The sequence below is a fragment of the Streptomyces sp. NPDC004610 genome (assembly GCF_040609715.1).
Classification (GTDB): domain Bacteria; phylum Actinomycetota; class Actinomycetes; order Streptomycetales; family Streptomycetaceae; genus Streptomyces.
In genome coordinates, this window is sequence record NZ_JBEXLA010000006.1 from 212938 (window position 1) to 237118 (window position 24181).

Sequence of the window (24181 nt, forward strand, 5' to 3'; positions counted from 1 at the left end):
GATGCCGCAGCAGGGCGGGATGCAGCAGCAGGGGATGCCCCAGCAGGGCATGCGAGGACCCGGTGCTCCGGTGCCCGCCGGCATATCGGGCCCGCCGCAGCAGCAGATGGGTGGCCCCATGGGTGGCCCGCCCCAGCTGCCGAGCGGTGCCCCGCAACTGCCCGCCGGTCCCGGCGGACAGGGCCCGCAGGGTCCCGGCCAGATGGGCCCGGGTCCGATGGGTCAGGGTCCGATGGGACAGGGACCGATGCAGGGCCAGATGGGCCCCGGTTCCATGGGCGGCCCGATGGGCGGCCCCGGGATGCCCGGTCAGGGCCCCGGTGGCGACAGCGCCGCCCGTGTCCTCTCGCTGGCCCAGCAGACCGCCGACCAGGCGATCGCCGAGGCCCGCTCTGAGGCCAACAAGATCGTCGGAGAGGCCCGTTCGCGCGCCGAGGGCCTGGAGCGGGACGCCCGTGCCAAGGCCGACGCCCTGGAGCGGGACGCGCAGGAGAAGCACCGGGTCGCGATGGGCTCCCTGGAGTCCGCCCGCGCCACCCTGGAGCGCAAGGTCGAGGACCTGCGCGGCTTCGAGCGCGAGTACCGTACGCGGCTGAAGTCCTACCTGGAGTCGCAGCTGCGCCAGCTGGAGACCCAGGCCGACGACTCGCTCGCCCCGCCGCGCAACCCGGCGACCGCCTCGCTGCCGCCGTCCCCGGCGCCCTCCATGGCCCCGGCCGGCGCGAGCGCCCCGTCCTACGGCGGCAACCCGTCGATGGGCGGCCCGATGGGTGGCGCGCCGAGCCCGGCCGCTCCCTCCTACGGCGGCCAGCAGCAGATGTCCCCGGCGATGACCCAGCCGATGGCTCCGGTCCGCCCGCAGGCCCCGTCCCCGATGGGCCAGGCCCCGTCGCCGATGCGCGGGTTCCTGATCGACGAGGACGACAACTGAGGCGGGCGTAGTACGGCGTAGCCGTCGGCAGCGTTCAGCAGTAGGGGCGGGCCCCGGATTCCGATCCGGGGCCCGCCCCTTTTATGCGCGTTGCTGAACGGGGCTCACTTTTTGGTTGCTGGTTGCTGGTTGCTGGTTGCGCTGGTTGCGCTGGTTGTGGTTGCCGGGGTCGGTGGGGGTGGTGCGTGGGTGGGGGCGGCTCGCGTCCGTGTGGGTGCGGGCGGGAGCGGGCTGTCGGTGCCTGTGCGGCGGGGCCTGCGGCTCTGCGGCTACCCGGCGGCGCCTCGGGCTGCTTGGGTGCGTGTGAGAGGAACGGGCTGGTTGCACCCAGGTGCCGGGATCGGGCTGGTCGCAGCTGTGCGGGTGGGACCGGAGGGGACGGGCCCGCGCGGCGGAGCAGGGGTGTTGGAGCACGCGCGGACGCGACAAGGGTGCTGGCGCACGGGCTGGCGGGGTCGGGTTGCTCGCACTCGCGTGGCGGGACCGGGCTGTTGGCGCCCGCGCGCCGGGACTGGGCTGTTCGACTTGTGCGGCGGGATCGGGCTGGTCGCACCCGCGCGGGCGGGGCAGGGGTGCTGGCGCACGCGCTGGCGGGGCTGGGTTGCTCGCACTCGCGTGGCGGGACCGAGTTGCTCAGGCGCGCGCCGGGACTGGGCTGTTGGCGCCCGCGCGCGGGACCGGGTTGTTCGGCTCGTGCGCCGGGAACGGACTGGTTGCCCCGGCGTGGGCGGACCGGGCTGGTCGCACCCATGCGCCGGGATCGGGTTGGTCGCAGCCGCGCGGGCGAGGGCGGAGGGGGCGCGCCCGCGCGGCGAGGCAGGGGTGTTGGCGTCCGCGCAGGTGGGGCCGCGCTGCTCGCACTCGCGCAGGCGGGACCGGGCTGCTCGGCTTGTGCGGCGGGATCGGGCTGGTCGCACCAGCGAGGGCGGGGCAGGGGTGTTGGCGCACGGGCTGGCGGGGCTGGGTTGCTCGCACTCGCGTGGCGCGACCGAGTTGCTCGGGCGCGCGGTGTGACCGGGCTGCTGGCGCCCGCGCGCCGGGACCGGGCTGCTGGCGCCCGCGCGCCGGGACCGGGCTGGTTGCGTCGGCGTGGGCGGGATCGAGTTGCTCGGGCTCGCGCGGCGGGATCGGCCTGCTAGCGCCCGCGCGCGGGACCGGGCTGTTCGGCCCGCGCGCCGGCACCGGGCTGGTTGCCCCGGCGTGGGCGGGACCGGGCTGGTCGCACCCCATCCGCCGGGATCGGGTTGGTCGCAGCCGTGCGGGCGGGACCGTAGGGGTCGCGCTCGCGCGGCAGGGTCGGGGTACCGGCGTCCGCGCGGGCCCGAACAACTCGCACCCGCGTCGCGTGACCGAGCCGTTCGGGCCCGCACGGCGGGCAGGGTTGCTCCGGCCCGTGCCGGGTGGCGTGACCGGGTTGCCCGGCCCGCGCCGCGGAGCAGCGGCGTGGTGCGGCCCGGCCGCGCGGGCCCGTGTGGCCGGGCCGGGGCGCTACGCCTTCCGCAGGCGGAAGCTGAGCGACAGGCCCTCGTCGGTGAACGCGGCTCCGAAGGTGTCGTCGGCCTCGCCCTGGGCGAAGTCGGTCGCCAGGACCTCGTCCGCGATCAGACCGGCGTGTTCGCTCAGTGCCGCGATCGTCCCCGGGTCCGTCGCCACCCAGCGCAGGGCGATCCGGTCGGCGACATCCAGCCCGCTGTTCTTCCGGGCCTCCTGGATCAGCCGGATCGCGTCCCGGGCGAGCCCGGCCTGCCGCAGCTCCGCCGTGATCTCCAGATCGAGCGCGACCGTCGCACCGGAGTCGGACGCCACCGACCAGCCCTCACGCGGCGTCTCCGTGATGATCACCTCGTCCGGGGCGAGGGCGATGGTCTCGCCGTCGACCTCCACCGACGCCGTGCCCTCCCGCAGGGCCAGCGACAGCGCCGCCGCGTCCGCGTCGGCGACGGCCTTCGCGACCTCCTGCACCCGCTTGCCGAACCGCTTGCCCAGCGCCCGGAAGTTGGCCTTGGCCGTGGTGTCGACCAGGCTGCCGCCCACCTCGGACAGCGACGCCAGCGACTCGACGTTCAGCTCCTCCGTGATCTGCGCGTGCAGCTCGCGGTCCAGCGCGTCGAAGCCGGTCGCCGCGACCAGCGCCCGCCGCAGCGGCTGGCGCGTCTTGACGCCGGACTCCGCGCGCGTGGCCCGGCCCAGCTCCACCAGCCGGCGGACCAGCACCATCTGCCGGGACAGCTCCGGGTCGATGGCGGTCAGCTCCGGCTCCGGCCAGGACGCCAGATGCACCGACTCCGGGGCTTCAGGGGTGACCGGCACGATCAGGTCCTGCCAGACCCGCTCGGTGATGAACGGGGTCAGCGGGGCCATCAGCTTCGTGACCGTCTCCACCACCTCGTGCAGGGTGCGCAGCGCCGCCTTGTCGCCCTGCCAGAACCGGCGCCGGGAGCGGCGTACGTACCAGTTCGACAGATCGTCGACGAACGCGGAGAGCAGCTTGCCGGCGCGCTGGGTGTCGTACGCCTCCAGGGACTGGGTGACCTGGTCGGTGAGGGCGTGGAGTTCGGAGAGGAGCCAGCGGTCGATCAGGGAGCGGTCGGCCGGGGCCGGGTCGGCGGGGGACGGGGCCCAGCCGGAGGTGCGCGCGTACAGGGCCTGGAAGGCGACCGTGTTCCAGTAGGTCAGCAGGGTCTTGCGGACCACCTCCTGGATCGTGCCGTGGCCGACCCGGCGGGCCGCCCAGGGGGAGCCGCCGGCCGCCATGAACCAGCGGACCGCGTCCGCGCCGTGCTGGTCCATCAGCGGGATCGGCTCCAGGATGTTGCCCAGGTGCTTGGACATCTTGCGGCCGTCCTCGGCGAGGATGTGGCCGAGACAGACCACGTTCTCGTACGACGACTTGTCGAAGACCAGGGTGCCGACCGCCATCAGCGTGTAGAACCAGCCGCGGGTCTGGTCGATGGCCTCGGAGATGAACTGCGCCGGGTAACGGCTCTCGAACAGCTCCTTGTTCTTGTACGGGTAGCCCCACTGCGCGAACGGCATCGAGCCCGAGTCGTACCAGGCGTCGATCACCTCCGGTACGCGGGTGGCGGGCTGCTCGCACTGCGGGCAGGGGAAGGTGACCTCGTCGATGAACGGGCGGTGCGGGTCCAGGTCCGACTGGTCGGTGCCGGTCAGTTCGGACAGCTCCGCGCGGGAGCCGACGCAGGTCGTGTGCCCCTCCTCGCAGCGCCAGATGGGCAGCGGGGTGCCCCAGTAGCGGTTGCGGGAGAGCGCCCAGTCGATGTTGTTGTTCAGCCAGTCGCCGTAGCGGCCGTTCTTGACCGTGTCCGGGAACCAGTTCGTCCGCTCGTTCTCCTCCAGGAGGCGGTCCTTGACGGCCGTCGTCCGGATGTACCAGGACGGCTGCGCGTAGTAGAGCAGCGCGGTGTGGCAGCGCCAGCAGTGCGGGTAGCTGTGCTCGTAGGGGACATGGCGGAAGAGCAGGCCGCGGGCGCCCAGGTCCTCGGTGAGCCGTTCGTCGGCCTTCTTGAAGAAGACACCGCCGACCAGGGGGACGCCCTCCTCGAAGGTGCCGTCCGGGCGGACCGGGTTCACCACCGGCAGGCCGTAGGCGCGGCAGACCTTGAGGTCGTCCTCACCGAAGGCGGGCGACTGGTGGACCAGACCCGTGCCGTCCTCCGTCGTCACGTAGTCCGCGTTCACCACGAAGTGGGCCTCGGTGCCCGCCGGGAACTCGATCAGCTCGAAGGGGCGCCGGTACGTCCAGCGCTCCATCTCGGCGCCGGTGAAGCGCTGCCCGGTCGGCTCCCAGCCCTCGCCGAGCGCCTTCTCGACCAGGGGTTCGGCGACGACCAGCTTCTCCTCGCCATTGGTCGCGACCACATAGGTGACCCCGGGGTGGGCGGCCACGGCGGTGTTGGACACCAGGGTCCATGGGGTGGTCGTCCAGATCAGCAGGGCGGCCTCGCCGGCCAGCGGGCCGGAGGTCAGCGGGAAGCGGACGAAGACCGACGGGTCCACGACCGTCTCGTAGCCCTGGGCCAGCTCGTGGTCCGACAGGCCCGTGCCGCAGCGGGGGCACCAGGGGGCGACGCGGTGGTCCTGGACCAGCAGGCCCTTGCCGAAGATCTCCTTCAGCGACCACCACACGGAGTCGATGTACTCCGGCTCCATGGTCACGTACGCCTCGTCCAGGTCGACCCAGTAGCCCATGCGGGTCGTGAGGTCGGCGAAGGCGTCGGTGTGGCGCAGCACGGAGGCACGGCAGCGGGCGTTGAACTCGGCGATGCCGTACGCCTCGATGTCCTTCTTGCCGGAGAAGCCCAGCTCCTTCTCCACGGCCAGCTCGACCGGGAGGCCGTGGCAGTCCCAGCCGGCCTTGCGGGCCACGTGGTAGCCGCGCATGGTGCGGAAGCGGGGGAAGACGTCCTTGAAGACCCGGGCCTCGATGTGGTGGGCGCCGGGCATGCCGTTGGCGGTGGGGGGGCCCTCGTAGAACACCCATTCGGGGCGGCCCTCGGACCGCTCCAGGCTCTTGGCGAAGATCTTCTGCTCGCGCCAGAAGTCGAGCACGGCGTGCTCCAGGGCGGGCAGGTCCACCTGAGCGGGTACCTGGCGGTACGTCGGCGCTGTCATCTGCGGGGATCCTCCAACGGACTTTCTGCCTTCCGTCGGAGGGACGAGAGCCGGACCGGTCCTGTGTCGGACCCGCCGTCGCGCCGGCTGCGGCGCGCTCCCGCGGTACCACCCTCCTTGGCCCTCCGGTGCGGTGCCCGCGCGCGCCGCGCGGTACGTGCTCCGGGGAGCCCCCTCATTGGGGTCGCGATCCGGTTCTACTCACCACGGCGAGGGCCCTACGAGGCTCAGCGCGGCTTTCTTCCGGCGGCTCCGGGGTGATCTTCGCGTCGCGCTCGCCCCCGGGCTTCCACCGTCCCCGGGTCGCTCTGGGCTGCGTACGCCGCTACTCGTCCCCATCCACGCCTTTCGCTCCGCTCAGTGTACGGCGCCGGGCGGAGAGGGGACGACCGGATTTGGGGTGGGGGTGGGGTGGGCTGGGGGCGGCCCGGGGGAGGGGTGGACCGGGGTGGCCGGGGGCCGGTCTCGATGGGGGCGGTGTGACACGAATGGCCTGGTGTGATGACTTGTGTCGGATGATGTCCCGGGGCGGATTCGCACGGCGGGGAGCTGGGCACAACGGATGCATGCCCGCCGCGTGGCGGTGCCGGGGCGGGCGGCCGGGGCGGCGTGCCCCGTTGCCGCGCGACTCAAGTCGATTTATCGTCCCAGCACGATTCGCGAGCTAGATCACCGTATGGGAAGGGGTCGCGTCCATGGTGGCGAAGAAGACCGCCGTACGGGGGTCGGTTACCGGCGGGAACGCCGGTGCGGGCGGGCGCGTGCGTGGGGGTGGGACCGGGGGTGGGCCGGGGGCTGGGGCTGACGTGGCTGGAGGTGGGGGTGGGGCGGGATCGCCGGTGAGGGGGGTTCCGGTGGAGGGGGCGGTGGGGAAGAAGGCGGCGGGGAAGAAAGAGGCAGGGAAGAAGGAGGTGGCGAAGGAGGAGACGAGGAAGGAGGAGGTGAGGAAGAAAGCGGCAGTGAAGAAGACTGCGGTGAAGAAAGCCACGGCGGTGACGAAAGCCGCTGCGGCGGAGGCCGTGGTGAAGAAAGCCGCGGCGAGGAAATCTGCGACGAAGAAAGCTGCGGCTGAGAAGACGCCCGTTGGGAAAGCATCCGCCGAGAAGGCCACGGCCAAGGGGGCGGCGAAGAAGGCCCCTGCCAGGAAGGCTCCGGCCAGGAAGGTCCCTGCCGAAAGGGCCCCGGCCAAGAACGTCCCGGCCAAGAGACCTCGGGCCGAGAAGAGCGCGGCAGGGGAGACCTCGGCCGAGGCGCCCCCAGGCGGAAAGGCGCCGGTCAGGAAAGTCCCAGCCGGGAAACCCCCCGCCGGGAAATCACCGGTCAGGAAAGCCCCGGCCAAAAGGACCGCGGTCAAGAAATCCTCGGTCGAGAAACCTTCGTCCAAGAGTCCGGCGAAGAAGACGGCGGCCAAGAAGGCCCCGGCAAAGCCGCCCGAGGTCGGGGAAAAAACCGAGGTGAAGCGGCCCCCCGCTGGGAAATCCCCGGTCGAGGAGACGGACGTCAAGCGGCCCCCGGCCAGAAAACCCCCGGCCAAGAAGACAGTGACCAAGACGACGGCGGCCAAGAAGGCAACCCCCAAGAAGAAGACGCCCAAGGCCCCCGCCCCGCGGGTGTCGGGCAGGGAAGACTCCGGCGCCGGTGCGGCAGCCGGGCGGCAGGGACCCGGCGAGGCCGGCGAGCCAGCCGGGCAGCAGGAACCCGGTAAGGCTGGCAATGCCGCCGGGCAGCACGTACCCGGCGAGGCCAGCGAGGCCGCCGGGCAGCAGGAACCCGGCGAGGCCGCCGGGCGGCAGGACCCCGGCGAGGCCGCCGGGCGGCAGGACCCCGGCGAGGCTGGCAGCGCGGCCGGGCGGCAGGAACCCGGCGGAGTTGTCGGGCGTACGAGTACCGCGAAGAGCGTGGATGCGGCCGAGGCCGCGGAGCAGACGGGAGCCAAGACGGTGGTTGCCAAGAAGACCCCTGGTGCGGCGACGGCGGCCACGACCGCCGTCCCCAAGGCGCGGCCCGCCGCCGAGCCCGGTGAGCTGGCCGTACGGCCGGGGGAGGACCCCTGGACCCCGGAAGAGGTCGCCGAGGCCCGTACCGAGCTGATCACCGAGATGGAGCGGCTGCGGTCCGAGATCTCCTCGACCGAGCGCTCCCTGGTCGGCCTGATGCGGGACTCCGGCGACGGCGCCGGCGACGACCAGGCCGACACCGGCACCAAGAACATCACCCGCGAGCACGAACTGGCGCTCGCCGCCAACGCGCGCGAGATGCTGCTCCAGACCGAGCGGGCGCTCCAGCGCCTGGACGCCGGTACGTACGGCCTGTGCGAGAACTGCGGCAAGCCGATCGGCAAGGCCCGGATGCAGGCGTTTCCGCGGGCCACCCTGTGCGTGGAGTGCAAGCAGAAGCAGGAGCGCCGCTACTGAGCGCCCCGCGCGGCCCCGGGGGCCCTCCTGAGCACCGGGTCCTTATGGGGTGTGTCGTACCCTCGTGCTCAGCAGGCACCTAGGTTGAGGGACTCACGTGGCAGAGGCGGAGCGCATCATCGGTACGCCGGACACCCCGGACGCGGCAGGGCCCGGGGCCGACCAGGAGCGGCCCGGCGATCAGGCCGCCGCCGAACCGGTACACACCCCGGACGAGGGCACCGGACCGGACAGCGGCAGCGCGCCCGCGCCCGCGCGCGGGAAGCGGCGGATCGCCGTGCTGTTCGCCGTCGCCGGGGTCGCGTACGCCTTCGATCTGATCACCAAGCTCATCGTGGTGGCGAAGCTGGAGCACAACCCGGCGATCGACGTCATCGGCGATTGGCTGCGCTTCGACGCCATCCGCAACCCGGGTGCCGCCTTCGGCTTCGGGCAGGCGTTCACGATCATCTTCACGGTGATCGCGGCCTCCGTGATCGTCGTCATCGCGCGGCTCGCCCGCAAGCTCTACAGCCTGCCCTGGGCCATCGCGCTGGGGCTGCTGCTCGGCGGTGCGCTGGGCAATCTCACCGACCGGGTCTTCCGCTCGCCGGGCTTCCTGGAGGGCGCGGTCGTGGACTTCATCGCGCCCAAGCACTTCGCGGTGTTCAATCTCGCCGACTCGGCGATCGTCTGCGGCGGCATCCTGATCGTGCTGCTCTCCTTCCGCGGCCTCGACCCCGACGGCACCGTCCACAAGGACTGACCCCAAGGACTGACCCCAAGGACTGACCCCAAGGACTGACCCCGAGACCCCGACGCCTGCCCCCCGGCGACCGGCGCCGTTCGGGCACGCGTACGGCGCTGTCGGACCCGTCCGGCATACTCGACGGGTGAGCACCCTTCCCGAGATCCGCACCCTGCCCGTGCCCGACGGCCTGGAGGGCGAGCGTGTCGACGCCGCCATCTCCCGCATGTTCGGCTTCTCCCGCACCAAGGCCGCGGAGCTGGCCGCCGCGGGCAAGGTCGCGGTGGACGGCTCGGTGGTCGGCAAGTCCGAGCGGGTGCACGGCGGGGCCTGGCTGGAGGTCGAGATGCCGCAGGCGCCCGCCCCCGTGCAGGTGGTCGCCGAGCCGGTCGAGGGCATGGAGATCGTCCATGACGACGACGATGTGGTGGTCATCGTCAAGCCGGTCGGGGTCGCCGCGCACCCCAGCCCCGGCTGGAGCGGGCCGACCGTGATCGGCGGGCTGGCCGCCGCCGGGTACCGGATCTCCACCTCGGGCGCCGCCGAGCGCCAGGGCATCGTGCACCGGCTCGACGTGGGGACGTCGGGGCTGATGACGGTCGCCAAGTCGGAGCGCGCCTACACCTCGCTCAAGCGCCAGTTCAAGGAGCGCACGGTCGACAAGCGCTACCACACCCTCGTCCAGGGCCACCCCGACCCGACGAGCGGCACCATCGACGCCCCCATCGGCCGCCACCCGCAGCACGACTACAAGTGGGCCGTCACCGCCGACGGCAAGCCCTCCGTCACGCACTACGACCTGATCGAGGCGTTCCGCGCCGCCTCCCTGCTGGATGTGAAGCTGGAGACCGGCCGCACCCATCAGATCCGGGTCCATATGGCCGCCCACCGCCACCCCTGCGTCGGCGACCTCACCTATGGCGCCGATCCCACACTCGCCAAGCGGCTGCGCCTGACCCGCCAGTGGCTGCACGCCGTACGCCTCGGGTTCGAGCACCCCGGCGACGGCCAGTGGGTGGAGTTCTCCTGCGAGTACCCCGAGGATCTTCAGCAGGCCCTGGACCTGGTCCGCGCGGAGACCTACGGGTGAGCGCCGGGTTCACGGTCCGGGTCGCCGGGAGTCCGGCCGACCGGGAGCTGTGCTTCGCCCTGCGCAAGGAGGTCTTCGTCGCCGAACAGGGCGTCCCCGAGGACATCGAGTACGACGCCCATGACCGGGAGGGCGCGGAGGCGGTGCAGGTGCTGGCCGTGCGCGCGGATGACGGCGCGCCGCTGGGCACCGGGCGGCTGCTGTACGGTGCCGCGGCGCTCGGCCGGACCGGTGGCGACCCGGCCGTGGGCGCGCTCGGTCGGCTCGCCGTGCTGAAGGCGGCCCGCGGACTCGGCGTCGGCGCCGGACTGGTCCGGGCCATCGAGGACGCCGCCCGCGCGCGGGGCCTCACCGCCGTCGACCTGCACGCCCAGACCCACGCCCTGGGCTTCTACGAGCGGCTCGGATACGAGGCGTACGGCCCGGAGTTCCCCGACGCGGGGATACCTCACCGGGCCATGCGGCGCGCCCTGTAGGCCCGTGGCCGGCGGGGCTCCGCGTGGCAGTCTTGGGAGCTGCCGTACCCCCGTCGATCACCCGGAGCGCCGACCGTGGATCAACTGGCCCTGCTGTTCGTGCTGCTGGTCGGGGCCGTACTGAGCGTCCCGGTCGGGGACCGGCTGGGGCTGCCGGCGCCGGTGCTGATGACCCTCCTGGGGATCGTCCTGGCGCTGCTGGACTTCGTACCGAATGTCGGCATCCCGCCGGAGCTGATCCTGCCGCTGCTGCTGCCGCCCCTGCTCTACGCGGCCGTACGGCGGACCTCCTGGCGGCAGTTCGCGGCGAATCTGCGGCCCATTCTGCTGCTGGCCGTGGCGCTGGTGTTCGTCACCACGCTGTGCGTCGCCCTGGTGGCCAACGCGATCGTGCCGGGCCTCGGGGTCGCGGCGGCGGTGGCGTTGGGCGCGCTGGTCGCCCCGCCCGACCCGGTGGCCGCGACCGCCGTCGCCGGACAGCTCGGACTGCCCCGCCGGCTGGTCTCCATCCTGGAGGGCGAGGGGCTGTTCAACGATGTCACCGCGATCGTGCTCTACCACGTGGCCATCGCCGCCGCCGTCAGCGGCACCTTTTCGCCCTGGCGGGCGGGGCTGGACCTGGTGCTGTCCGCCGTGGTCGCGCTGGTCGTCGGGCTGGCGCTCGGCTGGTGCGCCAACAAGCTGGCGGACCTGCTGGGCGACCCCACCCTCCAGATCGGCCTGACCCTGCTGGTGCCGTTCGCCTCCTATGTCGCCGCCGAGGAACTGCACGGCTCCGGTGTCCTCGCCGTCCTGGTCACCGCGCTCTACCTCACCGACTACGCCACCGACGCCGACGATGTGATGACCCGGCTCGCCGGATCCACCTTCTGGGACATCGTCGACACCCTGGTCACCGGCGTCGCCTTCGGGCTGATCGGCCTCGAACTGCACAACGCCGTGCGGACCGCCTCCGGCCGGTGGGGTGAGCTGCTGCTGTGGTCGGGGGCGATCGTCGGCGTCGTCATCCTCGTCCGGCTGCTGTGGCTGCTCCCCGCGACCTGGGTGACCCAGCGGCTGCATGCCCGGCGCGACCACGACGACGAGGAGATCCCGACCACCTGGCGGGAGACGGTCGTCATGTGGTGGTCCGGGATGCGCGGGGTCGCCTCGGTCGCGCTGGCCCTCGCCATCCCGCTGACCACGGAGGACGGCGCCCCTTTTCCCGACCGCGACGAGATCGTGTTCATCGCGTTCGGGGTGATCATGGCGACCCTGGTGGTGCAGGGCCTGACCCTGCCCTGGCTGGTGAAACGGCTCGGGGTACGGGCCGACAGCGAGCGGGAGAAGGAGTTCGAACGGTCCCTGGCCCGCCGCGCCGCGGGCGCCGCCCGGCGCCGCCTCAGGGAGATCGAGGACGTCGAACAACTGCCGGATGAGATGAGCGAGCGGATGCTCCGCCGCGCCTATGAGATCGGGATCCGGATCGACCCTCAGCTCGGCGAGGAGGAACGGCGCGAGGGCCACGAGCAGCGCGCCCAGCGGGTCCGCCGCCTGCGCCGGATCGAACGCGAGATGCTGAGCGCGGCCCGCCACGAGGTCCTGGCGGCCCGCGGCGAGCCGGGCGCGGACCCGGGGGTGGTGGACCGGGTGCTGCGGCAGCTGGATGTCAGGAGCTTGCGGTGACTTGGGGGTGTGGGGGGTGTGGTGGGTTGGTTGGTTGGTTGGAGGGAGGGGCGGGCGGGCTGGTTGGTTGTCGGGAGGGAGGGAGGGAGGGCTGGTCCGGGGCGGGTGCCTGGCCGGTTGGTCCGGGGTGTGGATGGGGGGGCTGGCTCTGGCTGGTCGGGAGGCTGCGGCCTGCGTCTGGCTGGTCGGTACGGGTCGGGGTCCGGGGTCCGGGGTCTGGTGAGACGGTTGTCGAGGTCCCGCGCGGGGTCCGGGCCAGCGGGTGCTGACCGGTTGGTCCGGATGCTGTGGCTGACCTGCGGTCGGGCCGACCGGTCCGGAGGACGCGCCGAGCGGCCGGTTCGGGTCCGGTGGGTGGTGAGTCGGCTGTCGAGTGCCTCGCGCGCGGGGCAGGGGCTCGCCTGCGCTGACCGGCCGATGCGGCGCCCCGCACCTGTGGGCCAATCCGGGGTTCAAGTCGACCGGCGCCCAGCGCGAGGCGGCCGTCGAAGCCCCCCTCGCGAGGAACCCCGCCCCGCGAGCCCCCCGCGTCGTACGCTGTGATCATGCCTCGTAACGTCGTCATCAGCGGTGGTGGTACCGGGATCGGGCTCGCGGCGGCGCGGTTGTTCGCCGCGGACGGGGATCAGGTGCTGCTGCTCGGCCGGCGGGCCGAGGTGCTGGAGCGGGCCGGGGTGCCGGGGGCGCTGACCTTCGCGGCGGATCTCGCCGAGCCGGCCGAGGTGCGCGCGGTGGCGGCGTTCGTGGCGCGGGAACTGGGCACCGTGGATGTGCTGATCCACAGCGCGGGCGGCAACGGGCTGCTGGAGCCGCCCGCCCCCGGTGACGACCCCCTCGACGCCGTCGCCCACTCCTGGAACCTCACCTTCCGGAGCAACACGCTGAGCGCCGCCCTGCTCACCGAGGCGCTCAGGGACCGGCTCGCCGAGCCGGGCGGCCGGGTGCTGTTCCTCAGCTCGATCGCCGCGTACCGGGGCACCGGCGTCGTGGCCTACGCGGCGGCCAAGGCGGCCCTGCACCCCTACGCCCACCGGCTGGCCCGGCAACTGGGGCCGCGCGGGGTGACCGTGAACGTGGTCGCGCCGGGGTACATCGAGGACACCGACTTCTTCGGCACCGGCACCGGCACCGGCGAGGAGGACGAGCGGCGGCGGGAGCGGGCCCGTGCCGAGGCCCTGACCGGGCGGACCGGTATGCCCGGCGATGTCGCCGCCACCTTGCACTGGCTCGCCTCCCCGCGCGCCGGGCACATCACCTCCCAGATCGTGCAGGTCAACGGGGGAGCGGAACGCGGCCACTGAGACCGCCGTCACCGACACCGCCGTCACTGAGACCGCCGTCCTGGAGAGACCCCCTCAGCCGCGTTCCGGCGGCCGGTGCGGCTCCACCGCGCGGCGTGGACCGGGGGCGCCCCCGGAGGGACGCCGCTCACCGTTCACCCCCGGCGCCGGGACGGCCTCCGCGGTGTTGACCCGGGGCAGCGCGTAAGGATGCTCCCGGACCAGCCAGTCGAGCATCTGCTCGCGCACGGTCACCCGTACCGTCCAGATGTCGTCGGCGTCCTTGGCCGTCACCAGGGCCCGCACCTCCATGGTGTTCGGGGTGGAGTCGGTGACCGAGAGATCGACGGAGCGGCCGTCCCACGCCGGGCACGCGCGCAGGATGTCCCGCAGCCGCTCGCGCATCAGCGCCGTCGGCGCCGAGTGGTCGAGCTGCCAGAGGACCGTGCCGGTCATCTGCGGGGTGCCGCGCGACCAGTTCTCGAACGGCTTGGACGTGAAGTACGACACCGGCATGGTGATCCGGCGCTCGTCCCAGGTCCGTACGGTGAGGAAGGTCAGGGTGATCTCCTCGACCACGCCCCACTCGCCGTCCACCACCACCGTGTCGCCCATTCTGACCATGTCGCCGAACGCGATCTGGAACCCGGCGAAGAGATTGCTCAGCGTGGACTGCGCGGCCACCCCGGCGACGATGCCGAGGATGCCGGCCGACGCCAGCAGCGAGGCACCGGCCGCGCGCATCGCCGGGAACGTCAGCAGCATCGCCGCCACCGCCACCACCCCGACGATCGCCGCCACCACCCGCATGATCAGCGTCACCTGGGTGCGCACCCGGCGCACCCGCGCCGGATCCCGTTCGGAGTTGCTGCTGGCGTAGCGGGAGTACGACGCCCCGACCACCGCCGCCGCGATCCGTACCGCCAGCCAGGCGGTCGACCCGATCAGCAGCAGCGTCAGCAGCCGCCCGATGCCCTCGCGGAACTCGGTCAGCAGCCGGGCCTGGTCGTAGGAGCCTCTGAGCAGGGCGGCGCACAGCACCAGCTGGTACGGCACCCGGGCGCGGCGCAGCCCGCCCCACAGGGACGTGCCGCCGTGCCGTTCGTCGGCCTTGCGCAGGACGAGGTCGGTGGCCCAGCCGATGACCAGGGTCAGCAGCACCGAGCCACCGATCACGATCAGGGGGCGGAGCAGATTTTCCATGTCAGTGAACGTAACCGCGGATCGGGGGTCGTGAACCTATGAGTCCGCGGCGGGTAGCGGGCGGCGGACCGGTGGTGTCAGTGGCGGGGAGCGGGCGGCGGGCCGGTGGTGTCAGTGGCGGCTGGCACGATGGGGGCATGGACATCGTGCTCTTTCACTCGACCTACGGACTGCGGCCGGCGGTGCGGGACGCGGCCGAGCGGCTGCGCGCCGCCGGTCATGAGGTCTTCACGCCCGACCTGTTCGAGGGCCGGACGTTCGACACGGTCGAGGAGGGCCGGGCGGCCAAGGACGCCCTCGGCAAGGACGAGCTGATCAGACGGGCGGTGCTGGCCGCCGCGCCGCACTCCGGGCGCGGACTGGTCTACGCCGGGTTCTCGCTCGGCGCCTCCCTCGCCCAGACGCTGGCCCTCGGTGACGAGCACGCGCGCGGGCTGCTGCTCCTGCACGGCACCTCGGACCTCGCGCCGAACGCGTCGGTGGACGAGCTGCCGGTGCAACTGCATGTCGCCGAGCCGGACCCGTTCGAGACGGACGACTGGCTGAGCGCCTGGTACCTCCAGATGGGCAGAGCGGGCGCGGATGTGGAGGTGTACCGCTACGCGGGCGCGGGCCATCTCTACACCGACCCCGATCTGCCGGACTACGACCGGGAGGCCGCCGAGGCCACCTGGCGGGTGGCGCTCGGCTTCCTGGACTCCCTCGCGCAGGCTCACGGCAACGGCTGACGCGGCTCCCCGCTACACCGGGTCGTACGCCCGCTCCACCCGCTGCGTGCCGCTCCGGGTCCGGTACGAGCGCTGCCAGGTGGCGGTGGCGTCGGGGCGGGTGCGGTCGGAGAGGGTGTAGAAGTCCATCTGCGCCCGCTCGGCCGTGAGGTCGAGGACCCCGAAGCCGTGGCGGTCGGTGTCGACCCAGTGGACATGCCGGTTGGCGGCCCGGATCACCGGCGCGGCCAGCGCGGAGACCGTGCCCTCGGGGACGTTCACCAGATCGTCGAGGTTGTCCGAGGTGACCGAGGTGACCACGAACTCGGTGGCGGCGGAGGCGGACAGCGGATAGGTCCCGGCGTTCACGGGGACGTCGTTGGCCCAGGCCATATGGATGTCGCCGGTGAGGAAGACGGTGTTGCGGATGGCGTTGCCCCGCAGATGGCCCAGCAGTTCACGCCGGTCGTCGGTGTACCCGTCCCACTGGTCGGTGTTGATCGCCAGCCCCTCCTGGGGCAGCCCGAGCAGCTCGGCGAGCGGCTTGAGCAGCTCGGCGGCGAGCGAGCCGATCGCGAACGGGGCGATCATCACCGAGTTGCCGACCAGCCGCCAGGTGGTGTCGGCCGACGCCAGCCGGCCCTTGAGCCAGTCGAGCTGGGCGCGGCCGGTCAGGGTGCGGTCGGGGTCGTCGACCTGTCCGTCGCCGAGCGCGGCCTGCTGCGAGCGGAAGGAGCGCAGATCCAGCAGGGCGAGATCGGCGAGCCTGCCGAAGCGCAGCGCGCGGTAGGTGGTCCCGGCGACGGCCGGGCGGACCGGCATCCACTCGAAGTACGCCTGCTTGGCGGCGGCCTGCCGGTCGGCGTAGGCGCCCTCGGTGCCCTCGGTGTGGTTCTCGGCGCCGCCCGACCAGGCGTCGTTGGCGATCTCGTGGTCGTCCCAGATGGCGACACAGGCCGCCGCCGCGTGCAGCGCCTGGAGGTCGGGGTCGGTCTTGTAGCGGCCGTGGCGGGTGCGGTAGTCGGCGAGGGCGAGGATCTCGTGCGCGGGGGCGTGCGGGCGGACGGTGGTGCCGCGGGTGCCGTACTGGCCGGTGCCGTACTCGTAGATGTAGTCGCCCAGATGCAGCCAGGCGTCGAGGTCGCCGCGCGCGGCGAGATGGCGGTACGCGGAGAAGTGGCCGGCCTCCCAGTTGGCGCAGGAGACCACGCCGAAGCGCAGGCCCGGCACGCTCGCGTCGGCGCCGGGAGCGGTGCGGGTGCGGCCGACGGGGGAGTCGGTGCCCCCGGCGGAGAAGCGGTACCAGTAGGCGGTGGCGGGCGCCAGACCGCGGATGTCCGCCTTGACGGTGTGGTCGGTGGCCGCCCGCGCGACGAGCGAGCCGCGGGCGACGACGTCGGTGAACGCCTTGTCCCGGGCGACGGTCCAGGCGACCTCGGTGTCCGGGCCGAGCCCGGAGCCGGGGGCGGCGTCGGCGGTGGGCGTCACCCGGGTCCACAGCAGGACCCCGTCGGGCAGAGGGTCGCCGGAGGCCACGCCGTGCCGGAAGGCGGGCGCGGCGGCGGCGCGGGCGGGCAGCGCGGCGGTGAGCGGGGCGGCCAGGGCGACACCGGCCGCGGCGGCCCTGACGACCGTACGGCGGCGCGGGGCGGGGGAGTCGGCGTCCGGCGCGGAGGCGGCGGCGCCTGGTGAGGATCTCTGAGGACTGGTCACGGCCGCTCAGGTTACTGAGCGGTAGAGACGGTGGTAAGGGCGGCGCACGAAGAAGCGGGCGAACTCCCGGGAATTCGCCCGCCCTTGTGCCCGAGGACGCCGGGGATTACGCGAACGGGCCCCCGGCGTCCGGCCTTTAAGGTGCTGGGCGGGCCGGGGGCGGGCCGGGGCGTCGGCCCTGGGGAGCCTCGGCGTCAGCCCTTGGCGGGTCCCGGCGTCAGCCCCTGGCGGGCCCCGGTATCAGCCCCTGGCGGGGGCCCGGCGTCAGCCCCTGGCAGGGCACCGGCGTCGGCCCCCGGCGGGGCCAGCGTCCAGCCCCTGGCGGGCCCCGGTATCAGCCCCTGGCGGGGGCCCCGGCGTCAGCCCCCGGCAGGCCCAGCGTCAGCCCCCGGCAGTGCACCGGCGTCAGCCCCCGCCAGGCCCCGGCGTCAGCCCTTGAGGGCCGCGTCCACCGCCGTGTTGAAGTCGGCCACCGTCATCGGCTGGCTGCCCTTGTCCGTGGTGAGCTTCTTGCCGTCCATGACGAAGCTCGGGGTGCCCGTCACATCGTCCTTGTTGGTGTCGAAGGACGTGGACATCGCCAGCGCCCAGGCGTCGTACGTGCCGTTGTTCACCGCGTTCTGGAACGTGGCGTTGTCCTTGAGGGCCGGGACGCTGTCGCCGATCTCGATCAGATAGCTGTCGTCGGCGAACTTGTCGTCGGACTCCTGCGGGTGGAACTTCGCCGAGTACAGCGCGGCCTTGTACTCCAGGAACGCCTCCGGGCCGACATTCAGGGCCGCGCCCAGCGCGCTCATGGCGTTCTTGGAGCCCTCGCCGTTGGAGCCGACCTGGCCGTCGCCGAGCGAGTCGCCGTCCAGGAAGGTGCCGCCCACGAACTGGACCTTGTACTTGCCGTCGGCGACATCCTTGTCGACGGTCGGGCCGACCGTCTGTTCGAAGGAGGCGCAGACCGGGCAGCGCGGGTCCTCGTAGATCTTCAGGGTCTTGGGCGCGTCGGCCTCGCCGATGACGACCGAGGTGCCGTCGGTGCCGGTGGTGTTGGCGGGGGCGGTGACCGTCTCGTCCTGCGCGGCCTCCCAGTGGGAGGGCTGGTTCGCCTGGACGACGGCGTAGCCTATGCCGCCGGCCGCGGCGAGCACACCGACGACGGTGGCGGCCACGGTGATCTGGCGCTTGGCCTTGGCGCGCTTGGCCTCCCGCTCGCGCTCCTGGCGCAGCCGCTCACGCGCGGCGGACTTGGCGGCACTGCTGTTTCGCTTGCTCATGGATGAATCTCCGGGTGGGGGGGCGCACGGATCGCGTGCGCGGGTCATCGGGAAGGGTGTGCGGGGCGGGGTGTCGCCCGGACCAGGACCGGACGCCGGGCGTGGTGGGTGTCCGACCGCGGGGGTGGCGTGGCTGATCGCACGGTGGCCACGCCCTTCGGGGCGTGGCGCTGCCGCCGGGATCCGGCCGTCAGGCGAAGGTGACGCCGACCGGTGGGCCGCGGCGGCCGAGGGTGTGGGAGCGGAGCAGGTCCCGCACGGCCGCCGCGCGGGGCGCGGGGCGGGGACGGCGGGGAGCCGCCGGGGCGGGCCGTACGGTGACGGCGGCCACGGCCAGCAGCAGCGGGCGGAACGTCGTCGCCGCGGCGGCGGCCAGCAGCTGGGCCAGGGCGCGCTCGCCCCGGCGGAGCCAGACCGCGGCCAGCAGCCCGATCCCGACATGGGCGGCGAGCAGCAGCCAGGCCGCCCGCGGGTCGGCGTCGGCGAAGAGCGCGGCGGCCGGGTCCGGGGTGGTGGCGGTGGCCGTCATCCGGGCCAGCGGGGAGCCGACCGGGCCCCCGCAGAGCGCCTCCAGGCCGAGCGCGCGCAGCGGACCGGTCACCGGGCCGCCCGCGGCGCCGTAACAGGCGTGCTGGCCGGCCGTGAACAGGGTGTCGACGGCCAGTTCCAGCGGGATCAGCAGGGCGGCGATCCGGCCGAGGCCCTGCTCGCGGCGGCCCGCCAGCAGATAGGCGACGGCGAAGACCGCGGCGGCAGCAGCGGCCACCGTGCCCAGCGGCAGCGGGGCCCCGGACAGCAGCACGTGCGACGCGGTGCCGAGTGTCACGACGAGTGCCGTGAACAGCGCCGCGCGGACGACTCTGGTCGGGGTCCCTGATATGTCCATCGCCGTCAGAGTGTGCCACGGAGTCCGTTAAGGGACTCCTAAAGGGTTCCTGTGGATACCGGGGCTTTCACCACGGGTGACCGGGCCGTCACAGCCCGGGGATGCGGCCGTTGCGGAACAGGTCGACGAAGATCTGGTGGTCCGCCCGCGCGCGGGCGCCGTAGCCGTGCGCGAAGTCCACCAGGAGCGGGGCGAAGCCCTCCTCGTCGGCGGCGATGGCCGCGTCGATGGCGCGCTCGGTGGAGAACGGCACCAGGGACTCGCCGGAGGTGTCGTCCGCCGCCGCGTGCATCGTCGCCGTGGCCCGGCCGAGGTCGGCGACCACCGCCGCGATCTCGTCCGGGTCGTCGAGGTCGCCCCAGCCGAGATCCACCGCGTACGGCGAGACCTCGGCGACCAGCTGGCCCGCGCCGCCCAGCTCGGTCCAGCCCAGCCACGGGTCGGCGTGCGCCTGGAGGGCGCGCTGCGACAGCACCGTGCGGTGCCCCTCGTGCTGGAAGTAGTCCCGGATCGCGGGGTCGGTCAGATGCCGGGAGACGGCCGGGGTCTGGGCCTGCTTGACGTAGATCACCACGTCGTTCTCCAGGGCGTCGCTGTGCCCCTCCAGCAGGATGTTGTACGACGGGAGCCCGGCCGAGCCGATGCCGATGCCCCGGCGCCCCACGACATCCTTCACCCGGTAGGAGTCGGGGCGGGCCAGTGAGTCCTCGGGAAGCGTCTCCAGATAGCCGTCGAAGGCGGCCAGCACCTTGTACCGGGTGGCCGCGTCCAGCTCTATGGAGCCGCCGCCGGGTGCGAAGCGGCGCTCGAAGTCACGGATCTCGGTCATCGACTCCAGCAGCGCGAACCGGGTCAGCGCGCGGGCGTCGCGCAGGACGTCCAGCAGCGGGCCCGTGGCGGTGTCCAGGGTGAAGGGCGGCACCTCGTCGCTCTTGGCGCCGGTCGCCAGCGCGTGCACCCGCTCGCGGTAGGCCAGCGCGTAGATCGTCACCAGCTCGGTGATCTGCTCGTCGCTGAGCGCCTTGGCGTACCCGATCAGCGCCAGGGAGGCGGCGAAGCGCTTGAGGTCCCAGGTGAACGGGCCGACGTACGCCTCGTCGAAGTCGTTGACGTTGAAGACCAGACGGCCGTTCGAATCCATGTACGTGCCGAAGTTCTCCGCGTGCAGATCGCCGTGGATCCACACGCGCGAGGTGCGCTCGTCCAGGAAGGGGCCGCCGCGCCGGTCCTCCACCAGGTCGTGGTAGTACAGGCACGCCGTGCCCCGGTAGAAGGCGAACGCGGACGCCGCCATCTTGCGGAACTTCACCCGGAACGCGGCCGGGTCGGCGGCCAGGAGCTGGCCGAAGGCGGTGTCGAAGACGGCGAGGATCTCCTCGCCGCGCCGCTCGTCACTGAGCTGTGGGACCGACATCGCGGGGTGCCTCCTGGTGCATGTGTACGACAGCGTTTCTGTCGTCTCCAACGGGCGGGACCGTCCGAAAGTGCCCCTCCCCGGAGCACGGCCCCGCTGTGAAGGTACGCGGGGCGGGCGCCGGATTGTCAGTGCCGAGGCATAGACTTCGGCGCTGTCCCCAGAAGTGTCCGCCCGCCTGTCACCCAGTGTTTTCCCTGGAGGTCACACCGTGTCAAAGCCGCCGTTCACGCACCTGCACGTCCACACCCAGTACTCGCTGCTGGACGGTGCCGCGCGGCTGAAGGACATGTTCAACGCGTGCAATGAGATGGGCATGACCCATATCGCCATGTCCGACCACGGCAACCTGCACGGGGCGTACGACTTCTTCCACACCGCGAAGAAGTCCGGGGTCACCCCGATCATCGGGATCGAGGCGTATGTCGCCCCCGAGTCCCGGCGCAACAAGCGCAAGATCCAGTGGGGCCAGCCGCACCAGAAGCGGGACGACGTCTCCGGTTCCGGCGGCTACACCCACAAGACGATGTGGGCGGTCAACGCCAAGGGGCTGCACAACATCTTCCGGCTCTCCTCCGACGCCTACGCCGAGGGCTGGCTCCAGAAGTGGCCCCGGATGGACAAGGACACCATCTCCCAGTGGTCCGAGGGCATCGTCGCCTCCACCGGCTGCCCCTCCGGCGAGCTCCAGACCCGGCTGCGCCTCGGCCAGTACGACGAGGCGCTCAAGGCCGCCGCCGACTACCAGGACATCTTCGGCAAGGACCGCTACTTCCTGGAGCTGATGGACCACGGCATCGAGATCGAGCACCGGGTCCGCGACGGCCTGCTGGAGATCGGCAAGAAGCTCGGCATCCCGCCCCTGGTCACCAACGACTCGCATTACACCTACGCGCACGAGGCGACCGCCCATGACGCCCTGCTGTGCATCCAGACCGGCAAGAACCTCTCCGACCCCGACCGCTTCAAGTTCGACGGCACCGGCTACTACCTGAAGTCCACGGACGAGATGTACGCCATCGACTCCTCGGACGCCTGGCAGGAGGGCTGTGCCAACACCCTGCTGATCGCCGAGATGGTCGACACCACGGGCATGTTCGAGTCCCGCAATCTGATGCCCAAGTTCGACATCCCCGACGGCTACACCGAGGTCACCTGGTTCCAGGAGGAGGTCCGCCTCGGCATGGAGCGCCGCTTCCCCGGCGGCGTCCCCGAGGACCGGATGAAGCAGGCCCACTACGAGATGGACGTCATCATCTCCATGGGCTTCCCCGGCTACTTCCTGGTCGTCGCCGACTTCATCATGTGGGCCAAGAAGCAGGGCATCGCGGTCGGCCCCGGCCGGGGCTCCGCGGCCGGCTCGATCGTCGCGTACGCCATGGGCATCACCGACCTCGACCCGATCCCGCACGGGCTGATCTTCGAGCGGTTCCTCAACCCCGAGCGCATCTCGATGCCCGATGTCGACATCGACTTCGACGAGCGCCGGCGCGTCGAGGTCATCCGGTACGTGACGGAGAAGTACGGCGCCGACAAGGTCGCCATGATCGGCACCTACGGCACCATCAAGGCCAAGAACGCGATCAAGGACTCCGCGCGCGTGCTGGGCTACCCGTACGCGATGGGCGACCGGCTCACCAAGGCCATGCCGCCGGACGTCCTCGGCAAGGGCATCCCGCTCTCCGGCATCACCGACTCCGCCCACCCCCGCTACGGCGAGGCGGGCGAGATCCGCGGGATGTACGAGAACGAGCCCGATGTGAAGAAGGTCATCGACACCGCCCGCGGTGTGGAGGGCCTGGTCCGGCAGATGGGTGTGCACGCGGCCGGTGTGATCATGTCCAGCGAGACCATCACCGAGCACGTCCCGGTCTGGGTCCGGCACACCGACGGGGTGACCATCACCCAGTGGGACTACCCGAGCTGTGAGTCGCTCGGCCTGCTGAAGATGGACTTCCTGGGCCTGCGCAACCTGACGATCATGGACGACGCCGTCAAGATGGTGAAGTTCAACAAGGGCGTCGACATCGACCTGCTGGGCCTCCCGCTGGACGACCCGACGACCTTCGAACTGCTCCAGCGCGGCGACACCCTCGGCGTCTTCCAGTTCGACGGCGGCCCCATGCGCTCCCTGCTGCGTCTGATGAAGCCCGACAACTTCGAGGACATCTCCGCCGTCTCGGCCCTGTACCGCCCCGGCCCGATGGGCATGAACTCGCACACCAACTACGCCCTGCGCAAGAACGGCCAGCAGGAGATCACCCCGATCCACCCGGAGCTGGAGGAGCCGCTCAAGGAGGTCCTGGACGTCACCTACGGCCTGATCGTCTACCAGGAGCAGGTGCAGAAGGCCGCGCAGATCATCGCCGGGTACTCGCTGGGCGAGGCCGACATCCTGCGCCGGGTGATGGGCAAGAAGAAGCCCGAGGAACTCGCCAAGAACTTCACCATCTTCCAGGCCGGCGCCCGCAGGAACGACTACAGCGACGAGGCCATCCAGGCCCTGTGGGACGTCCTGGTCCCGTTCGCCGGCTACGCCTTCAACAAGGCCCACTCGGCCGCGTACGGACTGGTCTCCTACTGGACCGCCTATCTCAAGGCGAACCACCCCGCCGAGTACATGGCCGGGCTGCTCACCTCGGTCAAGGACGACAAGGACAAGTCGGCGATCTATCTCAACGAGTGCCGCCGCATGGGCATCAAGGTGCTCCCGCCCAACGTCAACGAGTCCATGTCCAACTTCGCCGCCCAGGGCGACGACGTGATCCTCTTCGGCCTCTCCGCGGTCCGCAACGTCGGCACCAATGTGGTCGAGTCGATCATCAAGTGCCGCAAGGCCAAGGGGAAGTACGCCTCCTTCCCCGACTACCTCGACAAGGTCGAGGCGGTCGTCTGCAACAAGCGGACCACGGAATCGCTGATCAAGGCCGGTGCCTTCGACTCCATGGGGCACACCCGCAAGGGCCTGACCGCGCAGTACGAACCGATGATCGACAATGTGGTCGCGGTCAAGCGCAAGGAGGCCGAGGGACAGTTCGACCTCTTCGGCGGCATGGGCGACGCCGACACCAGCGAGCCGGGCTTCGGCCTCGACGTGGAGTTCTCGCCCGAGGAGTGGGAGAAGACCTACCTGCTCGCCCAGGAGCGGGAGATGCTCGGGCTGTATGTGTCCGACCACCCGCTGTTCGGGCTGGAGCATGTGCTCTCCGACAAGGCCGACGCGGGCATCTCCCAGCTCACCGGCGGCGACTTCGGTGACGGCGCGGTGGTCACCATCGGCGGCATCATCTCCGGCCTCCAGCGCAAGATGACCAAGCAGGGCAACGCCTGGGCCATCGCCACCGTGGAGGATCTGGCCGGTTCCATCGAGTGCATGTTCTTCCCTGCGACCTACCAGCTGATCTCCACCCAACTCGTCGAGGACGCGGTGGTGTTCGTCAAGGGCCGCCTCGACAAGCGGGAGGACGTCCCCCGGCTGGTCGCGATGGAGCTGATGGTCCCCGATCTGTCGATGGCGGGCACCAACGCGCCGGTGGTGCTCACCATCCCGGCCACCCGGGTCACCCCGCCGATGATCAGCCGCCTCGGCGAGATCCTCCAGCACCACAAGGGCGACAGCGAGGTGCGGATCAAGCTCCAGGGGCCGACGAGGACGACCGTGCTCCGCCTCGACCGGCACCGGGTGAAGCCGGACCCGGCGCTGTTCGGCGATCTGAAGGTGCTGCTGGGTCCGTCCTGCCTGGCGGGCTGAGACCTCCCCGCCCATGAGCACAGG

Annotated in this window: 16 protein-coding genes; 9 read left to right on the forward strand and 7 right to left on the reverse strand. The window is 72.1% G+C overall.

Annotated elements, in window-relative coordinates; genetic code table 11:
• The coding region (locus ABZX40_RS08995; RefSeq protein ID WP_355736635.1) for a cell division protein DivIVA at nt 1-931 on the forward strand (931 nt) is incomplete at its 5' end.
• 1488 nt (nt 932-2419) lie between these two features.
• Here ABZX40_RS08995 and ileS read toward each other — a convergent pair.
• Both ileS and ABZX40_RS09005 read right to left on the reverse strand, forming a co-directional pair.
• Complete coding sequence (gene ileS, locus ABZX40_RS09000) at nt 2420-5563, reverse strand: isoleucine--tRNA ligase (RefSeq protein WP_355736638.1); 3144 nt, start codon at nt 5561-5563, stop codon at nt 2420-2422.
• Nucleotides 5564-6227: 664 nt separating this feature from the next.
• Nucleotides 6228-7127, reverse strand: coding sequence for a hypothetical protein (locus tag ABZX40_RS09005; protein WP_355736641.1), 900 nt, complete (start codon nt 7125-7127; stop codon nt 6228-6230).
• On the opposite strand from ABZX40_RS09005, the gene ABZX40_RS09010 reads away from it, so the two are divergent.
• The 6 genes from ABZX40_RS09010 (at nt 7105) to ABZX40_RS09035 (ending at nt 13236) form a co-directional block, all read left to right on the forward strand.
• The gene (locus ABZX40_RS09010) at nt 7105-7977 is read left to right on the forward strand and encodes a TraR/DksA C4-type zinc finger protein (protein WP_355736643.1); all 873 of its coding nucleotides are present in this window, start codon (nt 7105-7107) and stop codon (nt 7975-7977) included. The genes ABZX40_RS09005 and ABZX40_RS09010 overlap by 23 nt on opposite strands.
• 97 nt (nt 7978-8074) lie before the next feature.
• Nucleotides 8075-8722, forward strand: a complete 648-nt coding sequence (gene lspA / locus ABZX40_RS09015) for a signal peptidase II (protein WP_355736646.1) — start codon at nt 8075-8077, stop codon at nt 8720-8722.
• A gap of 127 nt (nt 8723-8849) precedes the next feature.
• Nucleotides 8850-9794, forward strand: a complete 945-nt coding sequence (locus tag ABZX40_RS09020; protein ID WP_355736649.1) for an RluA family pseudouridine synthase — start codon at nt 8850-8852, stop codon at nt 9792-9794.
• Nucleotides 9791-10270, forward strand: coding sequence for a GNAT family N-acetyltransferase (locus ABZX40_RS09025; protein ID WP_355736652.1), 480 nt, complete (start codon nt 9791-9793; stop codon nt 10268-10270). Before ABZX40_RS09020 ends, ABZX40_RS09025 begins: the two co-directional genes overlap by 4 nt.
• A 75-nt stretch (nt 10271-10345) precedes the next feature.
• Nucleotides 10346-11935, forward strand: a complete 1590-nt coding sequence (locus ABZX40_RS09030) for a Na+/H+ antiporter (protein WP_355736655.1) — start codon at nt 10346-10348, stop codon at nt 11933-11935.
• A gap of 545 nt (nt 11936-12480) precedes the next feature.
• Nucleotides 12481-13236 (forward strand): SDR family oxidoreductase, encoded by a 756-nt coding sequence (locus ABZX40_RS09035; RefSeq protein WP_355736658.1) that lies wholly within the window; start codon nt 12481-12483, stop codon nt 13234-13236.
• A 54-nt stretch (nt 13237-13290) separates the two neighbouring features.
• On the opposite strand, the gene ABZX40_RS09040 is transcribed toward ABZX40_RS09035, so the two are convergent.
• A complete protein-coding gene (locus ABZX40_RS09040) occupies nt 13291-14418 on the reverse strand; it encodes a mechanosensitive ion channel domain-containing protein (RefSeq protein WP_355736660.1) in 1128 nt (375 codons plus the stop codon).
• A 137-nt stretch (nt 14419-14555) separates the two neighbouring features.
• Here ABZX40_RS09040 and ABZX40_RS09045 point away from each other — a divergent pair, with 137 nt between their 5' ends.
• Nucleotides 14556-15146, forward strand: coding sequence for a dienelactone hydrolase family protein (locus tag ABZX40_RS09045; RefSeq protein WP_355736662.1), 591 nt, complete (start codon nt 14556-14558; stop codon nt 15144-15146).
• Between the two features lie 12 nt (nt 15147-15158).
• Here ABZX40_RS09045 and ABZX40_RS09050 read toward each other — a convergent pair whose 3' ends face one another.
• From ABZX40_RS09050 to ABZX40_RS09065, 4 genes are all read right to left on the reverse strand, one after another.
• Entirely contained in the window at nt 15159-16838 is a 1680-nt protein-coding gene (locus ABZX40_RS09050; RefSeq protein WP_355736664.1) for an alkaline phosphatase D family protein, read from the reverse strand.
• 428 nt (nt 16839-17266) lie between these two features.
• Entirely contained in the window at nt 17267-18106 is an 840-nt protein-coding gene (locus ABZX40_RS09055) for a thioredoxin domain-containing protein (RefSeq protein ID WP_355736667.1), read from the reverse strand.
• A 190-nt stretch (nt 18107-18296) separates the two neighbouring features.
• Nucleotides 18297-18992: a hypothetical protein gene (locus ABZX40_RS09060; protein WP_355736670.1), complete on the reverse strand. Its 696-nt coding sequence runs from the start codon at nt 18990-18992 to the stop codon at nt 18297-18299.
• An 88-nt stretch (nt 18993-19080) separates the two neighbouring features.
• On the reverse strand, nt 19081-20406 hold the full coding sequence (locus ABZX40_RS09065; RefSeq protein ID WP_355736673.1) for a DUF2252 domain-containing protein: 1326 nt from the start codon (nt 20404-20406) through the stop codon (nt 19081-19083).
• Nucleotides 20407-20617: 211 nt separating this feature from the next.
• Between ABZX40_RS09065 and dnaE the strand changes: the two genes are divergently transcribed.
• Nucleotides 20618-24157, forward strand: a complete 3540-nt coding sequence (gene dnaE / locus ABZX40_RS09070; RefSeq protein ID WP_355736676.1) for a DNA polymerase III subunit alpha — start codon at nt 20618-20620, stop codon at nt 24155-24157.
• The last annotated feature ends 24 nt before the right edge of the window (nt 24158-24181 follow it).